The 22,100-nt window shown below is 63.8% G+C and carries 21 protein-coding genes and 1 pseudogene; 17 read left to right on the top strand and 5 right to left on the bottom strand.

Annotated elements, in window-relative coordinates; genetic code table 11:
- Nucleotides 1-1,423: hypothetical protein (locus tag GSQ89_RS16775; protein WP_158927232.1), on the bottom strand; the 1,423-nt coding region annotated here is incomplete at its 3' end.
- A gap of 238 nt (nucleotides 1,424-1,661) precedes the next feature.
- On the opposite strand from GSQ89_RS16775, the gene GSQ89_RS16770 reads away from it, so the two are divergent.
- The 10 genes from GSQ89_RS16770 (at nucleotide 1,662) to GSQ89_RS16725 (ending at nucleotide 10,515) form a co-directional block, all read left to right on the top strand.
- Nucleotides 1,662-1,832 carry a Flp family type IVb pilin gene (locus GSQ89_RS16770; protein WP_158927230.1) on the top strand — a complete coding sequence of 57 codons (171 nt, stop codon included), beginning with the start codon at nucleotides 1,662-1,664 and terminating at the stop codon, nucleotides 1,830-1,832.
- Nucleotides 1,833-1,928: 96 nt separating this feature from the next.
- On the top strand, nucleotides 1,929-2,435 hold the full coding sequence (locus tag GSQ89_RS16765; RefSeq protein WP_158927228.1) for a prepilin peptidase: 507 nt from the start codon (nucleotides 1,929-1,931) through the stop codon (nucleotides 2,433-2,435).
- 4 nt (nucleotides 2,436-2,439) lie between these two features.
- The gene (gene cpaB / locus GSQ89_RS16760; RefSeq protein ID WP_158927226.1) at nucleotides 2,440-3,297 is read left to right on the top strand and encodes a Flp pilus assembly protein CpaB; all 858 of its coding nucleotides are present in this window, start codon (nucleotides 2,440-2,442) and stop codon (nucleotides 3,295-3,297) included.
- Nucleotides 3,297-4,646 (top strand): type II and III secretion system protein family protein, encoded by a 1,350-nt coding sequence (locus GSQ89_RS16755; protein WP_158927224.1) that lies wholly within the window; start codon nucleotides 3,297-3,299, stop codon nucleotides 4,644-4,646. The genes cpaB and GSQ89_RS16755 overlap by 1 nt, the downstream gene beginning before the upstream one ends.
- 8 nt (nucleotides 4,647-4,654) lie before the next feature.
- Nucleotides 4,655-4,978, top strand: a complete 324-nt coding sequence (locus GSQ89_RS16750) for a hypothetical protein (protein ID WP_158927222.1) — start codon at nucleotides 4,655-4,657, stop codon at nucleotides 4,976-4,978.
- Nucleotides 4,971-6,239, top strand: coding sequence for a histidine kinase (locus GSQ89_RS16745; RefSeq protein WP_158927220.1), 1,269 nt, complete (start codon nucleotides 4,971-4,973; stop codon nucleotides 6,237-6,239). The genes GSQ89_RS16750 and GSQ89_RS16745 overlap by 8 nt, the downstream gene beginning before the upstream one ends.
- Nucleotides 6,236-7,585 (top strand): CpaF family protein, encoded by a 1,350-nt coding sequence (locus GSQ89_RS16740; protein ID WP_158927218.1) that lies wholly within the window; start codon nucleotides 6,236-6,238, stop codon nucleotides 7,583-7,585. Before GSQ89_RS16745 ends, GSQ89_RS16740 begins: the two co-directional genes overlap by 4 nt.
- Complete coding sequence (locus GSQ89_RS16735) at nucleotides 7,582-8,541, top strand: type II secretion system F family protein (protein WP_158927216.1); 960 nt, start codon at nucleotides 7,582-7,584, stop codon at nucleotides 8,539-8,541. Before GSQ89_RS16740 ends, GSQ89_RS16735 begins: the two co-directional genes overlap by 4 nt.
- A complete protein-coding gene (locus GSQ89_RS16730) occupies nucleotides 8,538-9,479 on the top strand; it encodes a type II secretion system F family protein (protein WP_158927214.1) in 942 nt (313 codons plus the stop codon). Before GSQ89_RS16735 ends, GSQ89_RS16730 begins: the two co-directional genes overlap by 4 nt.
- Before the next feature lie 13 nt (nucleotides 9,480-9,492).
- Nucleotides 9,493-10,515 carry an SPOR domain-containing protein gene (locus GSQ89_RS16725; RefSeq protein WP_158927212.1) on the top strand — a complete coding sequence of 341 codons (1,023 nt, stop codon included), beginning with the start codon at nucleotides 9,493-9,495 and terminating at the stop codon, nucleotides 10,513-10,515.
- A gap of 12 nt (nucleotides 10,516-10,527) precedes the next feature.
- Here the strand turns inward: GSQ89_RS16725 and GSQ89_RS16720 are convergent, their stop codons facing one another.
- Nucleotides 10,528-11,859 carry a TldD/PmbA family protein gene (locus tag GSQ89_RS16720; RefSeq protein WP_158927210.1) on the bottom strand — a complete coding sequence of 444 codons (1,332 nt, stop codon included), beginning with the start codon at nucleotides 11,857-11,859 and terminating at the stop codon, nucleotides 10,528-10,530.
- Between the two features lie 166 nt (nucleotides 11,860-12,025).
- On the opposite strand from GSQ89_RS16720, the gene GSQ89_RS16715 reads away from it, so the two are divergent.
- Both GSQ89_RS16715 and GSQ89_RS16710 read left to right on the top strand, forming a co-directional pair.
- Nucleotides 12,026-13,210 carry an alpha-hydroxy acid oxidase gene (locus GSQ89_RS16715; protein ID WP_158927208.1) on the top strand — a complete coding sequence of 395 codons (1,185 nt, stop codon included), beginning with the start codon at nucleotides 12,026-12,028 and terminating at the stop codon, nucleotides 13,208-13,210.
- A gap of 31 nt (nucleotides 13,211-13,241) precedes the next feature.
- Nucleotides 13,242-14,429 carry an alpha-hydroxy acid oxidase gene (locus GSQ89_RS16710; protein WP_158927206.1) on the top strand — a complete coding sequence of 396 codons (1,188 nt, stop codon included), beginning with the start codon at nucleotides 13,242-13,244 and terminating at the stop codon, nucleotides 14,427-14,429.
- A 69-nt stretch (nucleotides 14,430-14,498) separates the two neighbouring features.
- Here GSQ89_RS16710 and GSQ89_RS16705 read toward each other — a convergent pair whose 3' ends face one another.
- Complete coding sequence (locus GSQ89_RS16705) at nucleotides 14,499-14,984, bottom strand: CinA family protein (protein ID WP_158927204.1); 486 nt, start codon at nucleotides 14,982-14,984, stop codon at nucleotides 14,499-14,501.
- Between the two features lie 122 nt (nucleotides 14,985-15,106).
- Between GSQ89_RS16705 and GSQ89_RS16700 the strand changes: the two genes are divergently transcribed.
- The 4 genes from GSQ89_RS16700 (at nucleotide 15,107) to GSQ89_RS16685 (ending at nucleotide 19,218) form a co-directional block, all read left to right on the top strand.
- On the top strand, nucleotides 15,107-15,268 hold the full coding sequence (locus tag GSQ89_RS16700) for a hypothetical protein (protein WP_158927202.1): 162 nt from the start codon (nucleotides 15,107-15,109) through the stop codon (nucleotides 15,266-15,268).
- 77 nt (nucleotides 15,269-15,345) lie between these two features.
- A complete protein-coding gene (locus GSQ89_RS16695) occupies nucleotides 15,346-16,284 on the top strand; it encodes an NrtR DNA-binding winged helix domain-containing protein (RefSeq protein WP_216856211.1) in 939 nt (312 codons plus the stop codon).
- A gap of 120 nt (nucleotides 16,285-16,404) precedes the next feature.
- Entirely contained in the window at nucleotides 16,405-16,848 is a 444-nt protein-coding gene (locus tag GSQ89_RS16690; protein ID WP_158927198.1) for a hypothetical protein, read from the top strand.
- A gap of 285 nt (nucleotides 16,849-17,133) precedes the next feature.
- Entirely contained in the window at nucleotides 17,134-19,218 is a 2,085-nt protein-coding gene (locus tag GSQ89_RS16685; RefSeq protein ID WP_158927196.1) for a PQQ-binding-like beta-propeller repeat protein, read from the top strand.
- A 251-nt stretch (nucleotides 19,219-19,469) separates the two neighbouring features.
- Here GSQ89_RS16685 and GSQ89_RS16680 read toward each other — a convergent pair whose 3' ends face one another.
- Nucleotides 19,470-20,219: a hypothetical protein gene (locus tag GSQ89_RS16680; RefSeq protein ID WP_254073243.1), complete on the bottom strand. Its 750-nt coding sequence runs from the start codon at nucleotides 20,217-20,219 to the stop codon at nucleotides 19,470-19,472.
- Nucleotides 20,220-20,519: 300 nt separating this feature from the next.
- Here GSQ89_RS16680 and GSQ89_RS39250 point away from each other — a divergent pair.
- Nucleotides 20,520-20,672: pseudogene (locus GSQ89_RS39250) on the top strand (GxxExxY protein); the annotation flags it as partial.
- Nucleotides 20,673-20,921: 249 nt separating this feature from the next.
- On the opposite strand, the gene GSQ89_RS16670 reads toward GSQ89_RS39250, so the two are convergent.
- Nucleotides 20,922-22,097, bottom strand: coding sequence for a hypothetical protein (locus tag GSQ89_RS16670; protein WP_158927192.1), 1,176 nt, complete (start codon nucleotides 22,095-22,097; stop codon nucleotides 20,922-20,924).
- Nucleotides 22,098-22,100: the final 3 nt, after the last annotated feature.

The raw sequence follows: 22,100 nt of genomic DNA, 5'->3' as shown, positions 1-22,100 counted from the left end.
GGATGACAGCAACTTTGTCGCTGTAAAACCGGTGCCAACCCGCCGTACGGTCCATCAGCGCGGTCACCACCGTGTCGGGCGGAAATATCGTCCATGCGATATGATAGCGGCACAGCACGTCATCCAGCACAGCCCCGTTTGCGTGAATGATCGACAGATACCGTTCCATGCCCTTTTCGCCATACAGGTCCGCACGCCCATCGATGAACGGCTTGATCCCGGAAAAAATCATCAGCCCGCCAAACCCATAGTCGTTCAGCACCGGCTTCGCGCGCAGATCGTCGGGAACGCTGGCCAGGGCCGCCGTGGCATAGCTGCCCTCATCGACCCGCTCCATCGGAAAGCCGATCCGAACGCACAGCGAAGCAACCGCGATCAAACCGACGATCCCACCCAGCATCCATTCCCGGGCCACCACCGGGCGCGCCGGCCCCAGCCCATTGGCGATCAGCAGAGGCGCCATCACCGCGAACACCTGGGCGTTGCGCACATGCTGCATCGTCGAGAATATCAGCCCGGTCACCAGCAGCACCCGGAACCGCGGCAACCGTATCGACCCGGTCAGGCCCACATAAAGTGCCACCAGGATCGCGACCGTCATTCCGGTCAGGTGACTCAGGTCGATCGGCTTCCACTCTTGTATTGAATAAAGACTCTTCATCGACATCAGTCGGAACGGGAACAGCAGCCCGTCGATCCCGTGCGGCGTGATAAGGGTGGCGGCCACGGCACCCACCAGGAACAGCCCCCAGGAGCGGATCGAGTCAGCCGGCCGGCAAGCAGGATCGAACGCCGCTTCGACCGCCAGCGCGCCCGCCAGCACCAATCCAACCAGGAAGCCACCATGCAGATTCGCCCAGACCGCCATCACCGGCAGCAGCAGCAACGACGGTGCTGCGCCGCGCGCGCGGGCCGAAACAAGTGACATCGTCCAGAACGCCAGCAGCGGCAGCGCGATCAGATGCGGCCGCGACAGCAACGATGGTGCACCACAGGCTGCTGTCAGCAGAACAAACATCACGGCGACGTCGATCCGCATGTACCGTCGTAGATAAAAGGCCACGATCCCGACGGTGGCTCCGGAAACCGCGGCTGTCAGCACCATCAGGCCATCCCAGCCCGCCATGCGGTACGCCAGCGCCATGATGACCTCGGACAGCCATTCCTGCGCCTCCCAGGGCCGGCCGGCCGCGGTGAAGGAGAATGTGTCGACTGTCGGCACCGCTAAATGCGCCAGGATCCAGTCGCCTGTCGTGATGTGCCAAAGCGTGTCGGCATCGCGCAGCACCGCCGGCACCCAAAGCACCGCCGCGAAGACGGCCAGGCCGAAGATAGATGCAAACGCAACTTCCACTGGTACGCGCCGGGTCACCGCGGATGGCAGTGGTTGTGAAAAGCCGGAGCCGGAGATAGACAGTGACATCGGTGTACCAATCAATGACCGCCTCGACATGCCACCGCACAACCTACGAATTGGTTACAATACGCTGGGCAATTTGATTGTCGATTCGGTTGCACAAGCGACAAGAGCTTTTTTTATATCTGAAAGCAATTTGTAACCAGCCAGCGGCTTTTATCCCCATCGCGACATCGTGACCTGCGAAAATACTTCCTCGGTGCAGACCGCGATAGAAGCCAACACAGGCAAAGGGACTTATGACATGGAATATATCGTTTCTAAACTGTCTGGACTGATCGGTGACAAGCGGGCCGTGACCGCGCTGGAATACGCGATGATCGCCAGCTTGATCGCCGTTGCGTGCGTTACCATCGTCACCCAGCTTGGCACCAAGGTCAGCGGGGTCTTCAGCACGGTCAGCTCGGCTCTGTAAGCGTTACCCACGACGAACGCCACGGTCGCCAGCGCGGGATTTTCTTCGCGCTGGCCCTTCGTGTTATTATGTTCGTTATTCGAAACTAGGTGAAACATGCTTCATGACGGTATACTGCTGCTGTCGCCTGGATTGAAGCTCGCCATTGCCGGCATCCTGCTGCTCGCCGCCGGCCACGACATCATGACCCGTACGGTACCGAACTGGATGCCGCTATCCTTGGGCGTCCTTGCAACTATACTTGCGGCCATCGAATTTCGTCTTGCCTGGGGTCTTGGCTTCGGCCTTGCGGTTTTCGTCCTGTGCGTCATCTTCTGGTGGCGCGGCTGGATGGGCGGTGGCGACGTCAAGCTCCTCGGCGCCACAGCCATCGTTGTCGCCCCCGCCGCCGCCGGGTCGTTCGTGCTGGCGGTCAGCCTGTCCGGAGGCGTTCTCGCAATGGCCTACCTGGTGGGCCGCGTTCTGGTGCCGCGCCCGGCGGCGCAACGTCCCAGGCACCTTCTGCGCCGCGTCTTGCGTGTAGAAGCCTGGCGAATCCGCCACCGCGGTCCGTTGCCCTATGCCTGTGCCATCGCTGCCGGAACAATTTTCGTGCTGAGCTGATCCCATGATCCTCCGCGTTACTTTCTTCGCGCTGATGGCTCTTGGCCTGCTTGGCCTGGGCTTCATTGGTTATGCGTCGACACGGCCACCACCGGTAAGCGCCGCGGCGGCAGCCGCCAGGATCGCGCCGGTCACGTCCGCTGTCCTGGTTGCCGCGCACGACCTTCCCGCCGGCACCCTGTTGAAACCGGCCGACCTTGTCAGCAAGCAGATCCCGCGAAACAGCATCCCCACCGACGCCACAATGGATACGGAGGAGGAACGCCGCGATCTCTACGGGGCGATGGTTCGCCGCAGCATGGTCAGCGGCGAGATGATCCACCTCTCCGACGCATTGCGTCCTGGCGATCATGGCTTCCTGGCCGCGGTGCTGAAAGGCAACATGCGCGCCGTCACCGTCGGCGTCGATGCCATCACCGGTACCGCGGGATTGATCTGGCCCGGCGACCGGGTGGACCTGATCCTGACCCAGGTCATTCCCGACCAGACGCTGCCGATCGGCCGCCGCGTCGTGGCCGAAACCGTGGTATCGGATGTGCGCGTGATCGCGATCGACCAGCGCATGGTCGAAGGCGCGGCGAACAGCACCGCCACACCCGAAGCCCGTACCGTTACGCTGGAAGTGAACGAGAGTGAGGCACAAGGCGTGCAGGTCGCTGTTCGCCTGGGAAAACTTTCGTTGAGCGTGCGCCCGGCGGACGGAGGATCCGATCCCAAGCTGGCTGGTCGTCCGGTCGGGACGACATGGGCCTCCGATATCTCCCCAGCCCTGGGGTCCGATCGGGGGCCGCCGCCGCCGCCGCCGGCTCGGTCGATCAAGGTCTGGCAGGGCACCGACGACGGCAAGGATTTCAAATTTTGATGATACGCACTATCCTCCTCCGCGTCGCTGTCGTGATCGCCGCGTTGCTGCCCGGCGCCGCCATGGCCGCGTCCACCGTGCTGCTTGATTCCGGGACCGGCCGCGTGCTGACGCTTCCCAGCGCCGCCACCAATGTGTTCGTCGCTGATTCGAAAGTGGCCGAGGTTCGCCCGGCCAGCCCCACGACCCTGTTCATTTTCGGCGTCGGCACCGGGCGAACCACGGTCGCGGCCCTCGATGCGGCGGGCGGCCTCGTTTCACAATACGACGTTACCGTCCAGACCTCGAATTACGGCGCGATCCAGGCCGAACAGGAAATTCAGCGGATCCTGCCGCGCAGCCATATCAGGGTCCGCGCCCTGCCCACCGGCCTGATGCTGAGTGGAACGGTGGAAAACCCATCGGACGCCGCCCAGGCCGTCGCCGTCGCCAAAGCCTTCGCGACGGATAAGCAGGTCGTGGAAAACCAGATCACTGTCCGATCGTCCGTGCAGATCACATTGCAGGTGAAGATCGCCGAGATGTCTCGCTCGCTGTCCCGTAAATTGGGCGTCAGTTGGCAGGCACTGGGGAATATCGGTCAGATCGGCGCGTTGCCGGCACTCATCACGAACCTGAACGGTTCGATCACACCACTCGTCGGCGGCATCACCCCGTTCACCAGCCGGCTCAACCTCGGCGCCCAGGCCGCCCTCGATGCCCTCGCCACCGAGGGAATAGTTCGTATGCTCGCCGAACCAAACCTGACGGTCATCAGTGGCCAACCCGCCAGCTTTCTTGTCGGCGGCCAGTACCCGATCCCGGTAGCGGGCGGTGCGCTTGGACAAGTAACCGTCAGCTATAAGAACTACGGTGTTTCGCTCAGTTTCCTGCCCACGTTGTTCAGCGACGGCCGCATCTCCATCCATGTCGCACCCGAAGTCAGCGAGCTCAGCTCGCAGAGTGCCGTGACCGTGGCTACAGGCGGCAGTAACCTTGTCGTCCCGTCGCTGACGGTCAGGCGTGCCGAAACCACGGTCGAACTGGGCAGCGGCCAAACCTTCGCCATCGCCGGCCTGCTGCAGGACTCGATGACTGGCAACCGCAGCGCGCTGCCTTACCTGGGCGATATTCCCATACTCGGTCCGGCATTCCGCGACGATCAGTTCCAGCGCGGCGAAACCGAGATCGTGATCCTGGTGACCCCATACGTCGTCAATCCGGTCGACGATCCCAATGCCTTGCGGCTTCCCACCAATGGCCCAATCACCAGCGACCTCGACCGGATGCTGTACATGCGCACCGCGACCGGTACCAAACAGCAAACACTTGCTCCAACTCCCGGCGTAGCCGGATTCATCGTGCAGTGAGGTATGGCATGCGACTTTCCCCTGTTCTTCCCCTGCTTTTCGTAGTGTCCATCGCGTTGACGGCTTGCGCGCACAACACCGACCTGATCGCCAAACTCAATGAGGAGCCGCTGGGTCATACCAACGAATCCAATATCGCGGCGATGGTGGCCAATCCGGCGGACCTGATCCGGGGTCATGGCGGTGTTCCGGGGGATGATGCGGTCTCGGTGCAGCCGATCCTACGGTTCGAATCGGATCATCTGAAAGCCTTCCCGGATCCCGGCGGCGGTTCAGGCGGCGGTGGATCTGGCGGCGGCGGTGGTGCCGGCGGTGGAGCCAGCGGTGGATAACACAGCCGAAATCGACCATCGCGAGATGGATCTGAACGGCGCGGGAAACCCGCTGCGGCACGATCGGCGCCATTTGATCGCTTTCGTAACCGATACCGGCTCCGAACAGGTTTTGCGGGCCTCGCTGTCGGACATGCTGCCGGAGCCACCGGATATCCGCCGGGGTGGAATCCGGGCCGCCCATGTGGCGATGCTGAAGACCACCTCGCCACGGATTCTGGTCGTCGATATCAGCGGCGAGGAGCACGCGTTGAAAGCGCTCGCGGATCTCGCCACCGTCGTCGAACCCGACGTCTGCGTGCTGGTGATCGGCGAACACGAGGGCATGGAATTCTACCGGGAAATCACCCGCGGCCTCGGGGCAGCGGATTACCTGCCGAAGCCACTGGCCCGCGACCTTGTGACCCGTCATTTTGGCGGTTTCGTCATGGGCCGGGCGCCGTCTTCGACCTCCGCGATGGGCGGTCGCGTCCTCGCGGTCACCGGCGTGCGCGGCGGCTGCGGTGCCAGTTCGATCGCCACCAACCTGGCCTGGCACTTCGGGGTGACGTTGCGACACCATACCGTTCTGGTCGATCCGGATCTGTATCGTGGCAACGCCGCGTTCCTGTTGAACCTGCCGCCCGGCGACGGGCTGGTGGCGGCGCTGGAATCCCCTCTACGCATCGATACCCTGCTGGCCGAACGCGCCGCGCAACCGGCGGCGGAGCGCCTGCATGTCCTGGCCGGCGAAAGCTCGGTCGGCAGTTTGCCGGTTTATGCGACTGGCGCAGCCGAGACGTTGATCAACGCGCTGCGGAAGCGTTACAATTTCATCATTCTCGACGTTCCTTTCGCGCCGGTACCGCTCTATCGCGATCTGCTCGCCCTGGCTCACCAGCAAGTGCTGGTGATGGAGCCCAGCCTGGTCAGTCTTCGGGATGTGTTGCGGTTCAACGCCGTTTCCACGGCGCAAGGGGGGACCCCCCCGTTGATCGTGTTGAACCGCCTGGGCATCCCTGGCGGCCTGACCCGCCGGCAGGTAGAGGACGGTCTCAAGCGCAAGGTTGATCTCGTGCTGCCCGACCTGCCGCGGCAGTTGCGCGGTGCCGCCAATCTCGGCGAACCGGCCGTCGTTGCGATAGCCCCGTACCGCAAGGTGATCTCGGAACTGAGCCGAGCGGTCGCGGGCGCCGGATTGCTTGATTCGCTGGCCGCCTCGGCACCACCCGAACCGGCGGCAAAACGGAAAAGCTGGTTCCGCTCCGGGAAAACGAAATGAGTGCATCAGTACTACCCCAGTTCGGCAAGCGGACCGGCGACTCGCAACCCATGATCGTAACGGCGCCGAACATCAGCGCCGAGACAGGCCCATCGGCGCAGGCGATCAATGAAATCCGGTCCTTGTGCCTCAGCCGGCTGGAGCCGGGCGCGGTGGCCGGTATGTCGTCGGAACGCCTCGCCGCGGACATGGAACGCCTGATCTCAGAGATCGCGACGCAGAACCGCATTCAGTTGAACGCGCGGGAGCAGCGTGGCCTGGCGACCGAACTGGTGCATGACATTGTCGGCCTTGGTCCGTTGGAGCCGCTGCTGGCCGATGACACGATCAGCGACATCATGGTCAATGGGCCGGATCGCGTCTTCATCGAACGCCGCGGCAAAACCGTACGGTCGTCGGTGCGGTTTCGGGACACCCAGCACCTGGCAGGCATCTGCCAGCGTATTGCCGCCGCGGTCGGCCGCCGGGTCGACGAATCCAGCCCCATGGTCGATGCCCGTCTTGCCGACGGTTCCCGCGTCAACATCGTGTTTCTGCCGCTGGCGTTGGACGGACCCTACGTCTCCATTCGCAAGTTCGGCAAGAAACCGATCGACCTCGCCAAGCTGGTTGAATTCGGTGCGCTGACGCCGACAGTGGCCAAGGCGTTGGAGATCGCCGCACGCTGTCGGTTGAACGTCATCATCTCGGGTGGCACCGGATCGGGCAAGACCACCATGATGAACGCACTGTCGCGCTTCATCGCGCTCGATGAACGGGTGCTTACGGTCGAGGACGCCGCCGAACTGCAATTGCAGCAACCGCATGTGGTGCGCCTGGAGACACGGCCCAACAGCCTGGAGGGCAAGGGAGAAGTGACCCAGCGCGATCTGGTCCGCAACGCCCTTCGGATGCGCCCCGACCGGATCATCATCGGCGAGGTGCGCGGCGGCGAGGCCTTCGACATGCTGCAGGCCATGAACACGGGCCATGACGGCAGCATGTCCACGATCCACGCCAACAACACCCGCGACGCCCTGGTTCGGATCGAGAACATGGTGCAGATGGGCCACATGGGTCTGCCATCCCAGGCCATCCGCACCCAGATCGTTGGCGCCGTGGACCTGATCGTGCAGGTCGCCCGCCAACGTGACGGCGGCCGGCGGGTGACGCAAGTGTCCGAGATCTGCGGTATGGAAGGCGACGTCATTGCCATCAATGACATCTTCGCCCTGGAACTTCAGGGGCAGGACCGCGACGGCCGCCTACACGGCACCTATCATCGCAGCAGGGTACCGCCCAGTTTCGGACCACGATTGACCTATTTCGGGCTGGAAAAGGCGTGGCAGGAGATGATGACGGAATGACCTTCCCGCACTTCGCCCTGCTGATCGCCGGCCTGCTCATCCTGATCGGATTCGGCTTCAGCGGGCTGCTGGTTTCCCGCGCCCAGTCCCGTGAAAAGCGCTTGCTGGCACGGCGAGAAGCCGTGCTGCAACCGCATATCCGTGCGCAACCGATCGACATCCGCCTGTTCGCGCATTCGCGCGTGGAGCAGACCTCGGCCAAGGTCTGGCTCGCATCCTGGTTTGGTGTCGACCTGGAACGGCCGGATATCTGCCCGGTGCCCTGGTCGATCGTGGTTGGTGGCGCATTGATCGCCGCCTGGGTCGAATCGAGTGCCGCCGCTTCTCTCCTGGGCCCCTATGTCTGGTTCGGCTTTCCGGTAACCAGCATCATCGTCAGCCGGACGGTGTTCGATATCTGCAAATCGAAACGTCGTGTCAAATTGCTGCTGCAGTTTCCCGACACCCTGATGATGATCGTCCGGTCGGTACGCGTCGGGGTGCCGGTCACCCAGGCGATCTACATCATCGCGCGTGAACAACCGCAGCCGACGGCGATGGAGTTCGCGCGCCTGGCGAGCCAGCTTTCGGTCGGCGAGCCGTTGGATACCGCTATCCTGGAGATGGCACGCCATGCCGATCTGCCCGAGTATCGGTTTTTCGCCACGGCGCTGACCCTGCAAGCCAAGGCCGGTGGCGCACTGAGCAGCACGCTGGAAAACCTGGCCGACATGATCCGCAGGCGGGTCGCGGTGAAAGAGCGCGCCCATGCCCTGGCATCGGAAGCCCGCATGAGCATTTACGTACTGACCGGGTTGCCGGTTCTCGTCGGTGGCGCGTTGTTTCTCCTCAATCCCGAATATATCGGCGTGCTCATCACAGATCCTATCGGCAACAAACTTCTGATCGCCGCGATCATGCTGCTGGGCGGCGGCATCGGCGCCATGAAGTTCATCGTGAAGAAAAGCGTGTCATGAGACTGGAATTCGCCGCGCTCGGTGTGGGCTTCTTTATCCTGCCGCTGATCATCGGCGGTGGATTGCTGTTCAACCGGATGCGAAGCGACCGCCGGCTTGTCAACCGCTTCGCCGCGCTGCACCGGCCGGCCCGAGCCCTTGTCGTGGAAGATGTCGTGCCCACGGAAAGCCTTCGTTCGATCGCCATCCGGATCGTATCCGGCATCGGCGATTGGGTGCTGCGCGTGGGCTTGCTGTCCGGCCGGACGAGAGACGATGTGGAAGCGACATTGCGCGGCGCCGGCCACACGGGGCCCGCTGCATTGCGCCTGTTTATTGGCACGAAGCTGCTGTTGGTGGGCATTCTGCCGGCCAGCGCGTGGGTGGCGATCGACGATATGAATATCGCGTTTTCCACCAAGGTGATTTGCATCGCCGCCGCGGCGATCATGGGCATGGTGGGTCCCGACATGGTGGTGCGCAAGCGGCGCGATAACCACACGAAACGGATTCGCGACCAAATTCCCGACGCACTCGACATGATGGTCATCTGCGCCGGGGCCGGGCTGGGCCTCGGCACCACCATCGTTCGGGTGGCGCACGAATTGCAGCACTCGCATCCCGCCATCGCGCTGGAACTGGCGCACACCGCGAACGAACTGCAGATGATGACGGATTCCAAGATACCGCTGACCAATCTGGGCACCCGTTGCGGGGTCGAAAGCGCGAAGCGGCTGGCGACGACATTGCTGCAATCGGCCCAGTACGGCACGCCCCTGACCGACGCGCTGCGCGCGCTCGCCGCCGAACTGCGCACCGAACTCATTACGCGATTCGAGGCGAAAGCCGCCCGCATGCCCGTCTTGCTGACGTTGCCAATGGTCGCCTTCATCCTTCCGTGCGTCTTCCTTGTCATCGGCGGTCCAGCCGTCATTAAGGTCATCCATGCACTCAGTTAGAACGCTTCCGTTTGTGCTCACGCTGCTGCTGACCGCATGTGGTGGTCAGTACGCGGAGCATTCTCGCAAAGTCGATGCGGCGGTCACCGAGGCGGAATTGAATGCCGGCACGCCCGGACCCGCGTTGCAGTTGGCCAACGAGGCGTTGCAGAAAAATCCCGCCGACGTGGACGCGCTGGTCCATCGCGGCCTGGCATTGACCGAACTCGGCCGGCTGGATGAAGCACGGGACAGCCTGCGCCAAGCCGTAGCACTGCAACCGCGGAACCAGCAGGCCCTCCTCGCGCTCGGGCGGGTTCAGCTTCCCGTCGATCCCGCCGGTGCCGAAGCCAGTTTCGAGTCAGAGCTGAAAGAGGACGGCAAAAACGCCGCCGTGCTGAACGACCTGGGAATCGCGCGCGATCTGCAAGGTCGCCATGTGGATGCGGAAGCAGCCTACCGCGCCGCCATCGCGGCTGAGCCCGACATGACAGCGGCTCGCGTCAACCTGGCGCTTTGCCTGGCGATCCGCGGCCAGGGCGACGATGCCATCCGCATGGTGCAACCGCTGGCGGACGCGCCCGAGGCAACGCCTAAGGTCAAACAGGATTATGCCGCCGTTCTCGCCATGGCTGGCAGGCGCGAGGACGCGCAACGCATCCTGTCCGCGACTCTGTCCCCGGAGGAGGTCGCGCAGGCACTCGATACGCTGACGCTGGCGCGCTCGGCGCCGACAGCGGAGACACCGGTAGCGGCCATACCGGCGCCGGCGCAGGTGGTCGCCAGCATCGACACACCACCCGCACCCGAACACACGACGACGGTCCAATTGGCCGCACTCGATTCGGAAGCGGCGGCGCAGAACGAGTGGCAGCAACTGTCACAGCGCTTCCCCAAACTGCTAAGCGGAAAGCAACCCGTTTTCACCCACGCCGAGCACGATGGGCACACATACTGGCGCGTGCGGACCTCAGGCTTCGCCGATGTGGCACAGGCACAAAATTTCTGCGACCGCATGCGCACAGCCGGCGGCGGCTGTTCGGTGTACCACTCCTAGACTCGGGTCGCCTTACCCGCCCGCCATCGTCATCCCGTCGATCCGGACCGTCGGCGAGTCCGTACCGCGGCGGAATACCAGATCGGAAGCGGCCACCATGTTGGCGAACATCTCGATCAGATTGCCTGCCACGGTGACCTCCGCCGCCGGTTCGGCCAGCGCGCCGTCGCGGATCATGAATCCGGCGGCCCCGCGGCTGTAATCCCCGGTCACGCCATTCACACCCATGCCGATCATCTCGGTGATGTAGAAGCCTTCCTTGATGTCGGCCATCAGCGCTTGCGGCGTCAATGCCCCGGGCGCCAGATACAGATTGGTGGTGGACGGCGACGGCGGCCCACTGGTGCCGCGCGACGCGTGCCCCGTCGAGGCCATCCCAAGCTGGCGGGCGGAGCGGCTGTCCAGCAGCCAGGTGGTCAGTACCCCATCCTGGATCAGCGCGTGGGCGCGGGTTGGCGTGCCCTCGCCGTCGAACGCCCTGGATCGAGCCCCGCGCACCCGGCGCGGATCGTCGTGGATATTGATACCGGGCGCAAATACGCGCTGCCCCAGCTTTTCCTTCAGGAAACTGGTCCCCCGCGCCACCCCGGCGCCGTTGATCGCGCCGGAAAAATGCCCAAGCAGGCTGCCGGCAACCCGCGGATCGAACACGACAGGGATTTTGGCGGTATTCGGCCGCGTCGGATGCAATCGGGCGATCGCCCGCTCACCGGCGCTTTTGCCGATCTTCACCGGATCGTCCAGATCGGCGAAATAGACCGTGCTGTGGTAGTCGTAGTCGCGTTGCATGTCGGTCCCCGAGCCGGCCAGTGCGGTCGCGGAAATCGAGTGGCTGGTACCGACGCGATGCCCGGCGAACCCGGCCGAGGTCACCAGCACGATCTCGTTGCGGCCATATCCCGCCTCGGCCCCCTCGGAATTGGTGACGCCACGGACCGAGAACGCCGCTTCCTCGGCGGCCGCAGCCCGAGCAGCCAGGACGTCGGGGGCGGGTTCGGCGGGGTCCGCCATGTCCAGGTCGATGCCGTCCTGTGGCGCCCAGGTCTCGGCCAGGCCGGCGAAGGGATCCTCAGGCACCACTTTGGCCATCGCCACGGCGCGTTCAACCAGGCTGGGGAAGCCAGCGGGATCCAACGACGTCGACGACACGATCGCGGCCCGCTTGCCGACGAACACGCGCAGGCCCAGGTCGCGGCCCTCGGAACGCTCCAGATGCTCGATCTTGCCTTGGCGCGACGCCACGGACAGCGAGGTTCCGTTGACCAGCACGGCATCGGCGGCATCGGCGCCACCCGTTCGGGCCTGCCGGATCAGGTCGGATACCAGGGATAGATAATCGGTCATGCAGTCAATTCCTCCGCCGCGCGCATCTGCGACGTTCATAGAACGTTTGGATTTCCAGCCATAGATAGGGACGTCGGTGACGGTTTACACGGCGCCGCGGGTCGGGCGCGTGGCTTGACACCGATCCAGCCGGCTTCATCATTCCGTCACCAAGGGGGAACGGCGTATGTCAGGGCTCGATGATTGCTACAATGTCTTCGATCTGCGGGAGCGGGCGAAACGGCGCCTGCCGAAAGCGGTGTTCGAGTTCGTAGACCGCTCGACCGAGGACGAACTGGCGCTGCGCAACAATCGCCATGCGTTCGAGAAGATCAAGCTGAGGCATCGCGCGCTGGTCGACGTGTCCGGTCGCTCCACTAAAACCACGCTGTTCGGCAAGGAGATCGCACTGCCGATGGCGATCGCCCCGACCGGTGCCGCCGGGCTGTGCTGGCACGAAGGGGAACTGGAACTGGCGAAAGCGGCAGCGGCGGCGAAGATCCCGTTCACCTTGGCGACCGGCGCGATGACGTCGATGGAGAAAATCGCCAAGGAGGCGAATTTCCGGCTCTGGTTCCAGCTATACGTCTGGAAGCAGCGGGAGTTGTCCTATCAGCTCATCGAGCGGGCGAAGAACAACGGCTTCGAAGCGCTGATCGTCACAACCGATACGATCGTGCCGCCGAACCGCGAATATAATGCGAAAAACGGGTTTTTGTTGCCGTTTCATCCGACGTGGCGCTTCACCTGGGATATCATGCAGCATCCGACCTGGTTCAGCACTGTGCTGCTGAAATACTTCACGACCATCGGCATGCCCCGGAATGAGAACTATCCGGAGCCGTATCGTCGCCCGATCGGCACCGATCCGGGCACGCGGGAGGTGATGCGGCAGGATTCGCTGAACTGGGACGATATCCGCATTTTCCGCGACAAATGGCCCGGTATCCTGATGCTGAAGGGGATCAATCGAGTCGATGATGCGCTGAAGGCGGTCAGTTACGGCGTCGATGGGATCATCGTGTCCAATCATGGCGGCCGCAACATGGACAGCGCCGCGGCGACGCTGGACATGCTGCCGGAGATCGCCGAGGCGGTGGGCGACAAGGCGACGGTGATCCTCGATTCCGGCGTACGGCGCGGGTCGGATATCGTGAAGGCGATGGCACTCGGGGCGAAATGCGTGCTGACCGGGCGCGCGACGCTGTATGGGACCGCGGCCGGTGGCCAGGCAGGCGCAGCCAAGGCGGTCGGATTCATCAAGACCGAGATGGACAAGACCATGGCCTACACCGGCTGCAATGGGGTGGACGAAATTTCCACCGATATCTTCTTCGGTAATCGGGAGAGCAACCGCCTGATGGCCGGTTAATCGGATCGCTGCAAGTTTGGGGGAAACGAGCATGTCCGCACTGGACAACTGCTACAACATCTTCGACATGCGGGAAGCAGCCAAACGCCGGCTGCCGCATGGCATCTTCGAGTTCGTCGACCGCGCCACCGAGGACCACCTCGCGGTCGCCGACAACCGTTCCGGCTTCCATGACATCAAACTGCGGCACCGGGCATTGGTCGATGTCTCCGGCCGCTCCACCAAAACGATGCTGTTCGGCAAGGAAGTCAGCCTGCCGATGATCATCGCTCCAACCGGTGCCGCGGGCCTATGCTGGTACCGCGGCGAGCTGCAACTGGCCAAGGCCGCGGCGAAGGCAGGGATTCCCTTCGCCATGTCCACCGCCTCGATGACCGCGATGGAGGAAGTCGCGGAGCAGGCCGGCGGCCGGCTGTGGTTCCAACTCTACGTCTGGAAGCGGCGCGATCTGTCCTACCAGGTCATCGAACGGGCGAAAAAAGCGGGCTACGAGGCATTGATCGTTACGGTAGACTCCGCCGTCTCGCCCAACCGCGAGTACAACGCCCGCAACGGCTTTTCCGCCCCACTCAAGCCCAATTTCCGCATGGCGGTGGACATCGCCCTCCATCCGGGTTGGAGCCTGGGGGTCATGGGCCGTTACCTCAGGACCACGGGCATGCCGAAGCAGGAGAACTTTCCGCCCGAGTTCCAGGAATCCATCACTCGCGGCGTCGGCGACCGAGCCGACGGCATGCGCCGGGATTCCCTGACCTGGGACGACGTGAAGAAATTTCGGGAAATGTGGCCGGGCCTGCTGATGCTGAAAGGCGTCAACCGCGTCGACGACGCGCTGAAGGCGATCAATTACGGCGTTGACGGCATCATCGTTTCCAACCACGGCGGCCGCAACATGGACAGCGCCCCCGCCACCATCCGCGTGCTGCCGGAAATCGCCGAGGCGGTGGGTGACAAGGCCACCGTCATCCTCGATTCAGGCGTCCGCCGCGGCTCCGACATCGTCAAGGCGCTGGCGCTGGGTGCCAAGGCGGTCCTGACCGGACGCGCGACGCTGTACGGCACCGCGGTTGCCGGCCAGGCGGGAGCGGCCAAAGCCATCCAGGTCATCCAGACCGAGATGGACAAGACCATGGCCTATACCGGCTGCAACCGAACCGACGAAATCTCCACCGACATCTTCTTTGGCGATCGGGAGAGCAACCGGCTGATGGCGGGATAGACGTCGCATGATCGGGGTCCCCGCTTCCGAAGCCCGTCGCGAAATGCGACGAACTTCCGGGGCGGGATACTAACCAAGCGCCTCCATCAGGAGTTCCAGCGCCCGGATGCCGAACGCCCGCATATTGGCGATACGATCCGGGCTGCCCGTCTCCAGCGTGATGACCTTCGAAAACCGCGCTCCGGTCACCGCAATGCACGTATGCCCCGCCTTGTCGCCATACCGGTTGCCGGTCGGCCCCGTCGCCCCGGTTTCGCCCAGCCCCCAACTCGCATCCAATCGGAACCGCACGGTGTCGGCCAGCAGCAGCGCATAAGGTTCGGTGGAGGCCCGTTCCAGCGGCGGCGGCAGCGGATTGGGAATTTCCAGAAACGCCTTCCGCGCATACGCCGTATAGATCACGCCGCCGCCACGGAAATACGCCGACGCGCCGCCAATCGACAGCAGCGCGGCGGACAGCAGGCCGCCGGTGGAGGACTCGGCGATGCCGATCGTCTCACCACGTTCCTTGAGGCGGGCGCCGACCTTCTCGGCCAGGGGCAGCAGCGCTTCCATCGGTGTCTCCCGTTGTTAATGCCGGGGATACTTGCCCGCGACGACGATCCTGTCCATGCGCGGGACGTAACCTTTGGCAGGCAGGCGAGACTACACTGCCGGCAAACGGAAAGATGGCTGTCATGCAACGCCTTAAAAACACCGGAATTCCGCGGCCGCCGCGTCCAGACGGCGCCCTTCTGGCCGGCGCGCTGATCGGCACCGCGATCATGACCATCGCGGCCCAGGCGATGGTGCTGGGTATCGGCGCCGCGATCCAGGCCACCACCCTGAGGAGCCGATAAACCCGCCCCCGATCCGGATTGGCGGTGGCGAACCAAGCCCCCGGCGTGCGACAAGCACCCCCATGCCGGATCATGGTATGGAAAACGACAACGTCGCCGTCGCCGCGGAGTTGACCGCGGTGATCGTCGCCGTGACCGACGGGCAGCCGCGCGTCCTGACGATCGAACATGGCGGCGCCCTGCCGTCCGGCCCGTTCGAGCCCGGCCACCGCTCGCTGCAGGCCGGGCTGCGATCCTGGGTGGAAACCCAGACCCACCATCCGTTGGGATATGTCGAGCAACTCTACACTTTCGCCGACCAGGACCGGAAACAAGGCACGCTGGGGCGCGTGGTGTCGGTCAGCTATCTGGGCCTGACACGCGAAGCCCCGGTGATGGCCGGTTGGGACGCCGCCTGGCAACCCTGGTACCGATTCTTCCCGTGGGAGGACTTTCGCGGACCCGGTGCCGCACTGGGGGAATCGATCCTGGCGCCCCCGCTATACGACTGGGCCGACAGTGCCGACGACCCGGCGACCCAGCGGGCCCGGCAGCAGCGGATCACGATCAATTTCGGTCTGCGCGGCCAGCGGTGGAATGAAGAGCTGGTTCTTCAACGTTACGAATTGCTGTGGGAAGCCGGCCTGGTCGCCGAGGGCCGCCCCGCCGCGGCCGGTTTATCCGAAACCCTGACCGAGGCGCTGGGCGAGCCCATGCGCCACGATCACCGCCGCATCCTAGCCACCGGCATCGCTCGGTTGCGCGCAAAAATCAAGTACAGACCTGTGGTTTTTGAATTGATGCCACCGGGGTTCACATTGTTGCAATTGCAGCGGACAGTCGAGGCACTGGCCGGACGCCTGCTGCACAAGCAGAATTTCCGCCGGTTGATCGATCAGCAAGATCTGGTAGAAGAAACAGGCGAAGTAACAACCGAAACAGGCGGCCGCCCCGCCAAGCTGTTCAGCTTCCGGCGCGAAGTACTGGCCGAACGCCAGGCAGCCGGAACGAAATTGCCGCTGGTACGGGCCGTTTGACCGGCGATGCCGCCCCAAAGGCAGTCCTGGACGGCCCCCTGCGCCTGGCCGTGAAAGTATTTGACAATCGGCTGTTACCTGGCAGAGCCTCGGATCAAGCAAGAATGAGAGGAAACGTCTATGGACACCCCCGCGAAACGCGCCATCCTGGGCTTTATCGCCGCGGCGATTTCGGTGCTGACCTTCCACCAGGCGATGTGGGAGGCATTGCACGTCCTGAATCTGCCCGGCTTGGCAATGCCGCCGCCCTATCCCACCAAAGCGGTGCCACCGCTCGGTGTGCCCCTGATTCTTGATCTTTGCTTCTGGGGTGGCCTCTACGGGATCGTCTTCGGACTGCTCCTGCCCAGGATGACCGCGCCGCTCTGGCTATGCGGCCTGATCCTGGGGATCATCGCGGCGCTGGTGGGCCTGCTGGTGGTGCCGGCGATCAAGGGTCTGCCGATCGGCGCCGGCTGGGTACCACTAAGTTGGCTGCGGTCATTCCTGATCAACGGATTCTGGGGTATCGGCGTCGGGATCATTCTACCGCTGATGGTGCGGCGCCGGCCTCGACTGGCATGACCGAAGACAGCCAGTCGTGATCGTCAGGGCCTGGGCAGAGAGTGATTTCTATACCCGATCATTCATGCTCAGTGACAGTCAAAACGCCAGCGTCAGACAGGAATAAATAGGCGAAACTATCTGGCGCACCAAAGCGCCGCGAGGTTCTGTCGTCCCCGTCAACCCGCAAGTAGGCCTCGGCACACTTGCGGATTGACGCAGAAGCGGTCAGCATCCTTCCCCAACCCGGTCAAGTCCGGGCGGCCACCCAAGAATGTCACTCAGAAACATTGGGGGAGTAGCGAAATGTCCAAACGTTACAGGCTATTTCTATCTGTAGCAGCGACGGTCTGCCTGCTTTGCGTAGGCGCCGCGACTGCTCGGGCCTCGGATCCGGATATCGATCAACTGCTCAAGAGCCCGGTTGGAAAGGACTGGGTGACAAACGGCGGCAATTTGACGAACCAGCGCTATTCGACGCTGAAGCAGATCAATACGGAGAATGCCAGCCAGCTTAAAGGCGCGTGGATGACCCACCTGAAAGGGTCCGGCGTCGGTGGCAAGTATTCGGCCGAGGCCACGCCGCTGGTCCGCGACGGTATCATGTACGTGGTTACCGGCAACGACGATGTCTTCGCCCTCAACGCGAAAACCGGCGAGTTTCTGTGGGAACGCTATTCCCACATCGACCAGGCGATCAATACGGTGTGCTGCGGCTGGCTGAACCGTGGCCTCGCAATGGGCGAGGGGATGGTGTTCCTTGGCCAGCTCGACACCAATGTCGTCGCGCTCGACATCAAGACCGGCAAGGAGGTCTGGAAGACACCGATCGAGGACTGGCACAACGGCTACGTCGTCACCAGTGCGCCGCTCTACTATGATGGTATCGTCTATAGCGGTATCGCGGGCGGGGAGTTCGGCACGCGCGGCCGGCTGACCGCGCTGGATGCCAAGACCGGTAAAATTCTGTGGCGCGCCTACACATTGCCTGCACCGGGCGAAGTCGGCAGCGAGAGTTGGCCGAAAGGCAGCGATCAGGCGATGCGCGGCGGTGCCCCGGTGTGGAACACACCCGCGGTCGATCCCGAACTTGGGTTGCTCTATTTCGCAACAGGCAATTGCGGTCCGGATTACAACGGCGCGGTGCGCGATGGCGACAATCTGTTCTGTTCCTCGATCATGGCGATCAACGCCAAAACTGGTGCTTACGCCTGGCACTTCCAGGAAGTGCACCACGATATTTGGGACTATGACGCCGCCAGCCCGGTGGTGCTGTTCGATACAGTGATCAACGGCCAACCCCGCAAGGGACTTGCCGAGGCCGGGCGGACAGGATGGGTCTATATCCTGGACCGTACCAATGGAAAGCCGCTGGTCGGCATCGAAGAAAAGCCGGTGCCGCAAGAGCCCCGGCAGCACACCGCCGCGACTCAGCCCTACCCGATCGGCGACAACACGGTGCCGACCTGCGCGCCGCCGACACCGGGCTTCGACAAGCCGGGCTGTATATTCCAGTCGTTCTGGGAAGACCCGGTCGTTATCCAACCCGGCGGACAGGGCGGTACGAATTGGTCGCCGATGCCCTACAGCCCCGATACCGGCTTCTTCTACGTACCCGGCACTATCCGCTCGAGCACGTTCGCTCGTTACGGCGATACCTACAAGAACGGCCTGCGCTATACCGGCGGAACGCAGTCGGCGCCGATCGGCTCGCAGTTCGGCGGCACGTTCACCGCGATCGACAGCCGCTCGAATAAGATCGCGTGGCAGCACCAAATGCCCTACCGCATGGGCGGCGGCGGCGGCTCGACCGTCACCGCCGGAGGATTGCTGCTACGCGGTGAACCCGATGGCAACTTCGTCGTGCTGAATGCCAAATCGGGCGAGGTGCTGTGGAAATTCCAGACCGGCTTTGGCGCCGATGCACCGGCGTCGGTGTACGAAGTGGATGGTCAGGAATATATCGCCATCGTTACGGGCGGCAATTCGATCCAAGGCAGCGCCACTGGCGACGCGCTGTGGGTGTTCGGAATGAACGGGTCGATGGCGCCGATGCCTCCACCACAACCACCGTCGCGGATCGCCGGGCCGTTGGGACCGATCGCGAACGGCACGAACACAATCAATATTGGCGACAACAACGTCGAGTATGCGTTCTGGCCTGCCCGCACGCGGGTGAAGCCGGGCACCACCGTGACATTCACCAACGTCGGCGACATCGTGCATACCGCGACCTCGACCACGGCGCCTGGCGCATCGGAGAGCAAGTGGGATACCGGGGCGCTGGCCAAAGGGGAATCGAAGACCATCACCTTCAAGGAGCTCGGCACTTACTACTACATCTGCACGCCGCATCCCTGGATGTACGGGCAAATTATTGTGGGACCCTAACCGACCGGACCGCGTCGCTGAGGTAACGGGCGACGGTTTCAACGGACCGGCAGGCGATGATCGAGTTCAAGGGCAGTCACTTCGAGAGAGAGTTAGAGCGCGCTGACTGTTCACGGTCAGCGCGCTCTAACTGGATAAATCCACCTACATCCTTGGGTATTGCATGTCTGCCGGGAAATTTGCGACGGAACCGTTCGGGCCGCGACGTAAAGAGGTATCTCGCCCGACCCATCCATTATTGGGCACCACGCTCACCCCTCAACCACCCGCTCCACAGCCACCCCCCGGCAATCCATCTCGTATTCCAACCCGACCACCGGCGGCCGGCAGAACTGCCAGGTCAGCCCGTGCCGGGCCGCCCCGCGCGCGACAATCTCGGTCCCCAGGAACGGATACACGTCATGCACTGAGTAAACCTGCACCGCGGTCGTCGACCCCCAGCCCGCATCCAGGGCGACCATCCGCGTTTCCATCACCCCCAGCACGTAACGCGCTTTCTCGGCGATCGCATCCGGACCGGTCTCGCCATAGCGCACCGTCTTGTCGCGGTAAGGACCGGTGCCCTCCATGGACTCCCCACTGCCCGCGACAACGAACGAATGGCCCGCCCCCGCCGCCGGAGCCACATAACAAAACGCATGGAAGCTCGGTACTGCCGGTGGATCGATCTCCGGGCAGACATTGCTGCGCGCCACCGGATTGCGGTCGTTGGCGAAAATCCCCCACCGTTCCAGCGTCCCGCAATATTCCCGGTTGAACGCGATGAAACCCGCATCGGTGAACGGCGCCGGAGATCGCAACTCACACGCACAGAACGCCGTCAAAGGCAGTTCGGCATTGCGCAAAAACGTCTCGATGCGGCCAAAACCCTCCGCCAACGGCACCGGGTTGGCAAAACGGACGCGCTGTATCGCATGACCGGTCAGCGCCGCGACACCAGCGGAATATTGGAATGGCCCCGGAATGTAGCGATACCCCTGCCGATCGATTGTTCCGGCCACGCACACCTCCTGCCCCTGTCCACCCCGATCATGCCGAGCCCCCCACCACGGCACAATCCTGAAAGAACGACTTAGGGCTCGCCGGGGAATAAGCGAATTGTCCGGCGAACGCTGCCGGCCTCTCATCGCCATGACGGGACTGGGCGACAGTGCCAACATCGAAGCATTTGTTTATGCACGAAGCCTCAGGCTCAGGCCATTCCCGCCGGAGGGGTTCATCTTTCGCTAACACGCGCAGGGTAGGGCATTCGCACCCTGTCAGCTGTCGTCGCAAACCCCCGGGCAGGTTTTTTAAGGCGGATGAGTGGGATGCAGATGGATGAAGGGAATGCGCGGTTGTTGAAGCCGGTGACCGAACGGATCATCGGCTGCACTTTCAGGGTTGCCAATGCGCTCGGTCATGGGTCCATCGAAAAGGTCTACGAGAACGCCCTTGCCCCCGAGATGCGGAAGTCCGGCCTCGGCGCCGTGCATGTCCCGCAATGCCAAAACGACCTACGGGCGACCAGCAACCCGCTGTGCCTACTGATCAACTTCGGCCGGCCCCAGGCCAGCATCCGGCGCCCATCCGTCAGCCACTCGTCCGTCCGGTACCAGCGCACAAGGTCATTGGGCCACAGCACCGACAGCGGACGGTCGGACCGTCACCGTCCGGTGCCGCGTGGATGCAAGAAGCCTTCGGAGGGCCACGGCCCGCCCGACTCAGCCCAGCAAATCGTCGATCGCGTCGGCAACGGCATCGACGGCGATACCCGGCCGGTAGCCGTCATACAAACGGCCAAAATTCACCGCCCGCAGCCGGCAGGCTCTGTCATCGACCAACCGGCGCACCGCCGCGTCCACCGCGTCAATATCGGCAATCGGCTCGATCCCATGCCCCAGCCCCTGAGTCGCCACGCGGTGCAACGTCATCATCTGCTCAACGAACACCGGCAACATCAGCAGCGGCTTGCCCGCCAGCAGCGCCGGCACCGCGACGTCCTGCCCCTGGCACACCACGATATCGCACCCGGACAGCACCGACGCGCGATTGGCCGTCGTCGTCACCTGGATGGCGGCCCGCTCCATCGCATCCGCCTGCCGAGCCGGCATGCCGGCCGCCTGTATCAGCGTAGGCAGCCCCAGCCGATCGAGCGCCGCGACAATGGCACCCAACGCCGGGTGCCGTGGATCCAGGTCGACATAAATCCGCTCCCCGGTTCCCGCGGGCCACACCGCCGCCGGCCCACGCGACGGCGTGAAGACCTCGCCATAGGGGGCTGCATCCGGCCGATCCGGATAATGATCCAATTCCGGAAACGTGCAGAGAAAGCTCGGCACATCAGCAAACAAATCGCGCAGCCGCCGGAACTGCTGGGCACCAAGCCTGGCGTTCACCACCGCAAGAACCCGCCCCTCGACACTCTCGACGGCGTCCGCGGGCACGTCCGCCCACGGCCGCATGTTCGGCAGCGGCACGATCAGCGGCGGCAGGCTGAACCCGTCCCCCACGGCCGCCGTTGCGATCCCGGCGACGCGCGCCGCCAGCATCGCGGTGGGCGCGAAATCAACCACCAGCAGATCCGGCGACACCTGCTCCAGCACGCCGCGCCATCCCACCATCAACCCGCGCAGCGCATCGGGCGCAGCATAACCACCATGCATCAGCAGATCGGCATAGGAAACCGCGACGAACCCGGGTGGCGGCGCCACGGTCCAGCGCGGCGCATCGACGACCGGAAACCCCGAGGCAGCGACCGACGCCGCCAGTTCGGCCGGCAGCGCCAGCGTCACATCATGGCCTCGATCGGCCAGCGCGTCCGCCAGCGGCAACAGGCGAGTGGCGGTCGCGCCGCCACGCATGAACTCCGCGGCCAGCAGGACCCGCTTGCCCGCCATGCG

Origin of the sequence: Acidisphaera sp. S103 (assembly GCF_009765975.1) — a bacterium.
Classification (GTDB): Bacteria; Pseudomonadota; Alphaproteobacteria; order Acetobacterales; family Acetobacteraceae; genus Rhodopila.
This window is presented reverse-complemented; position numbering and strand designations above follow the sequence as displayed.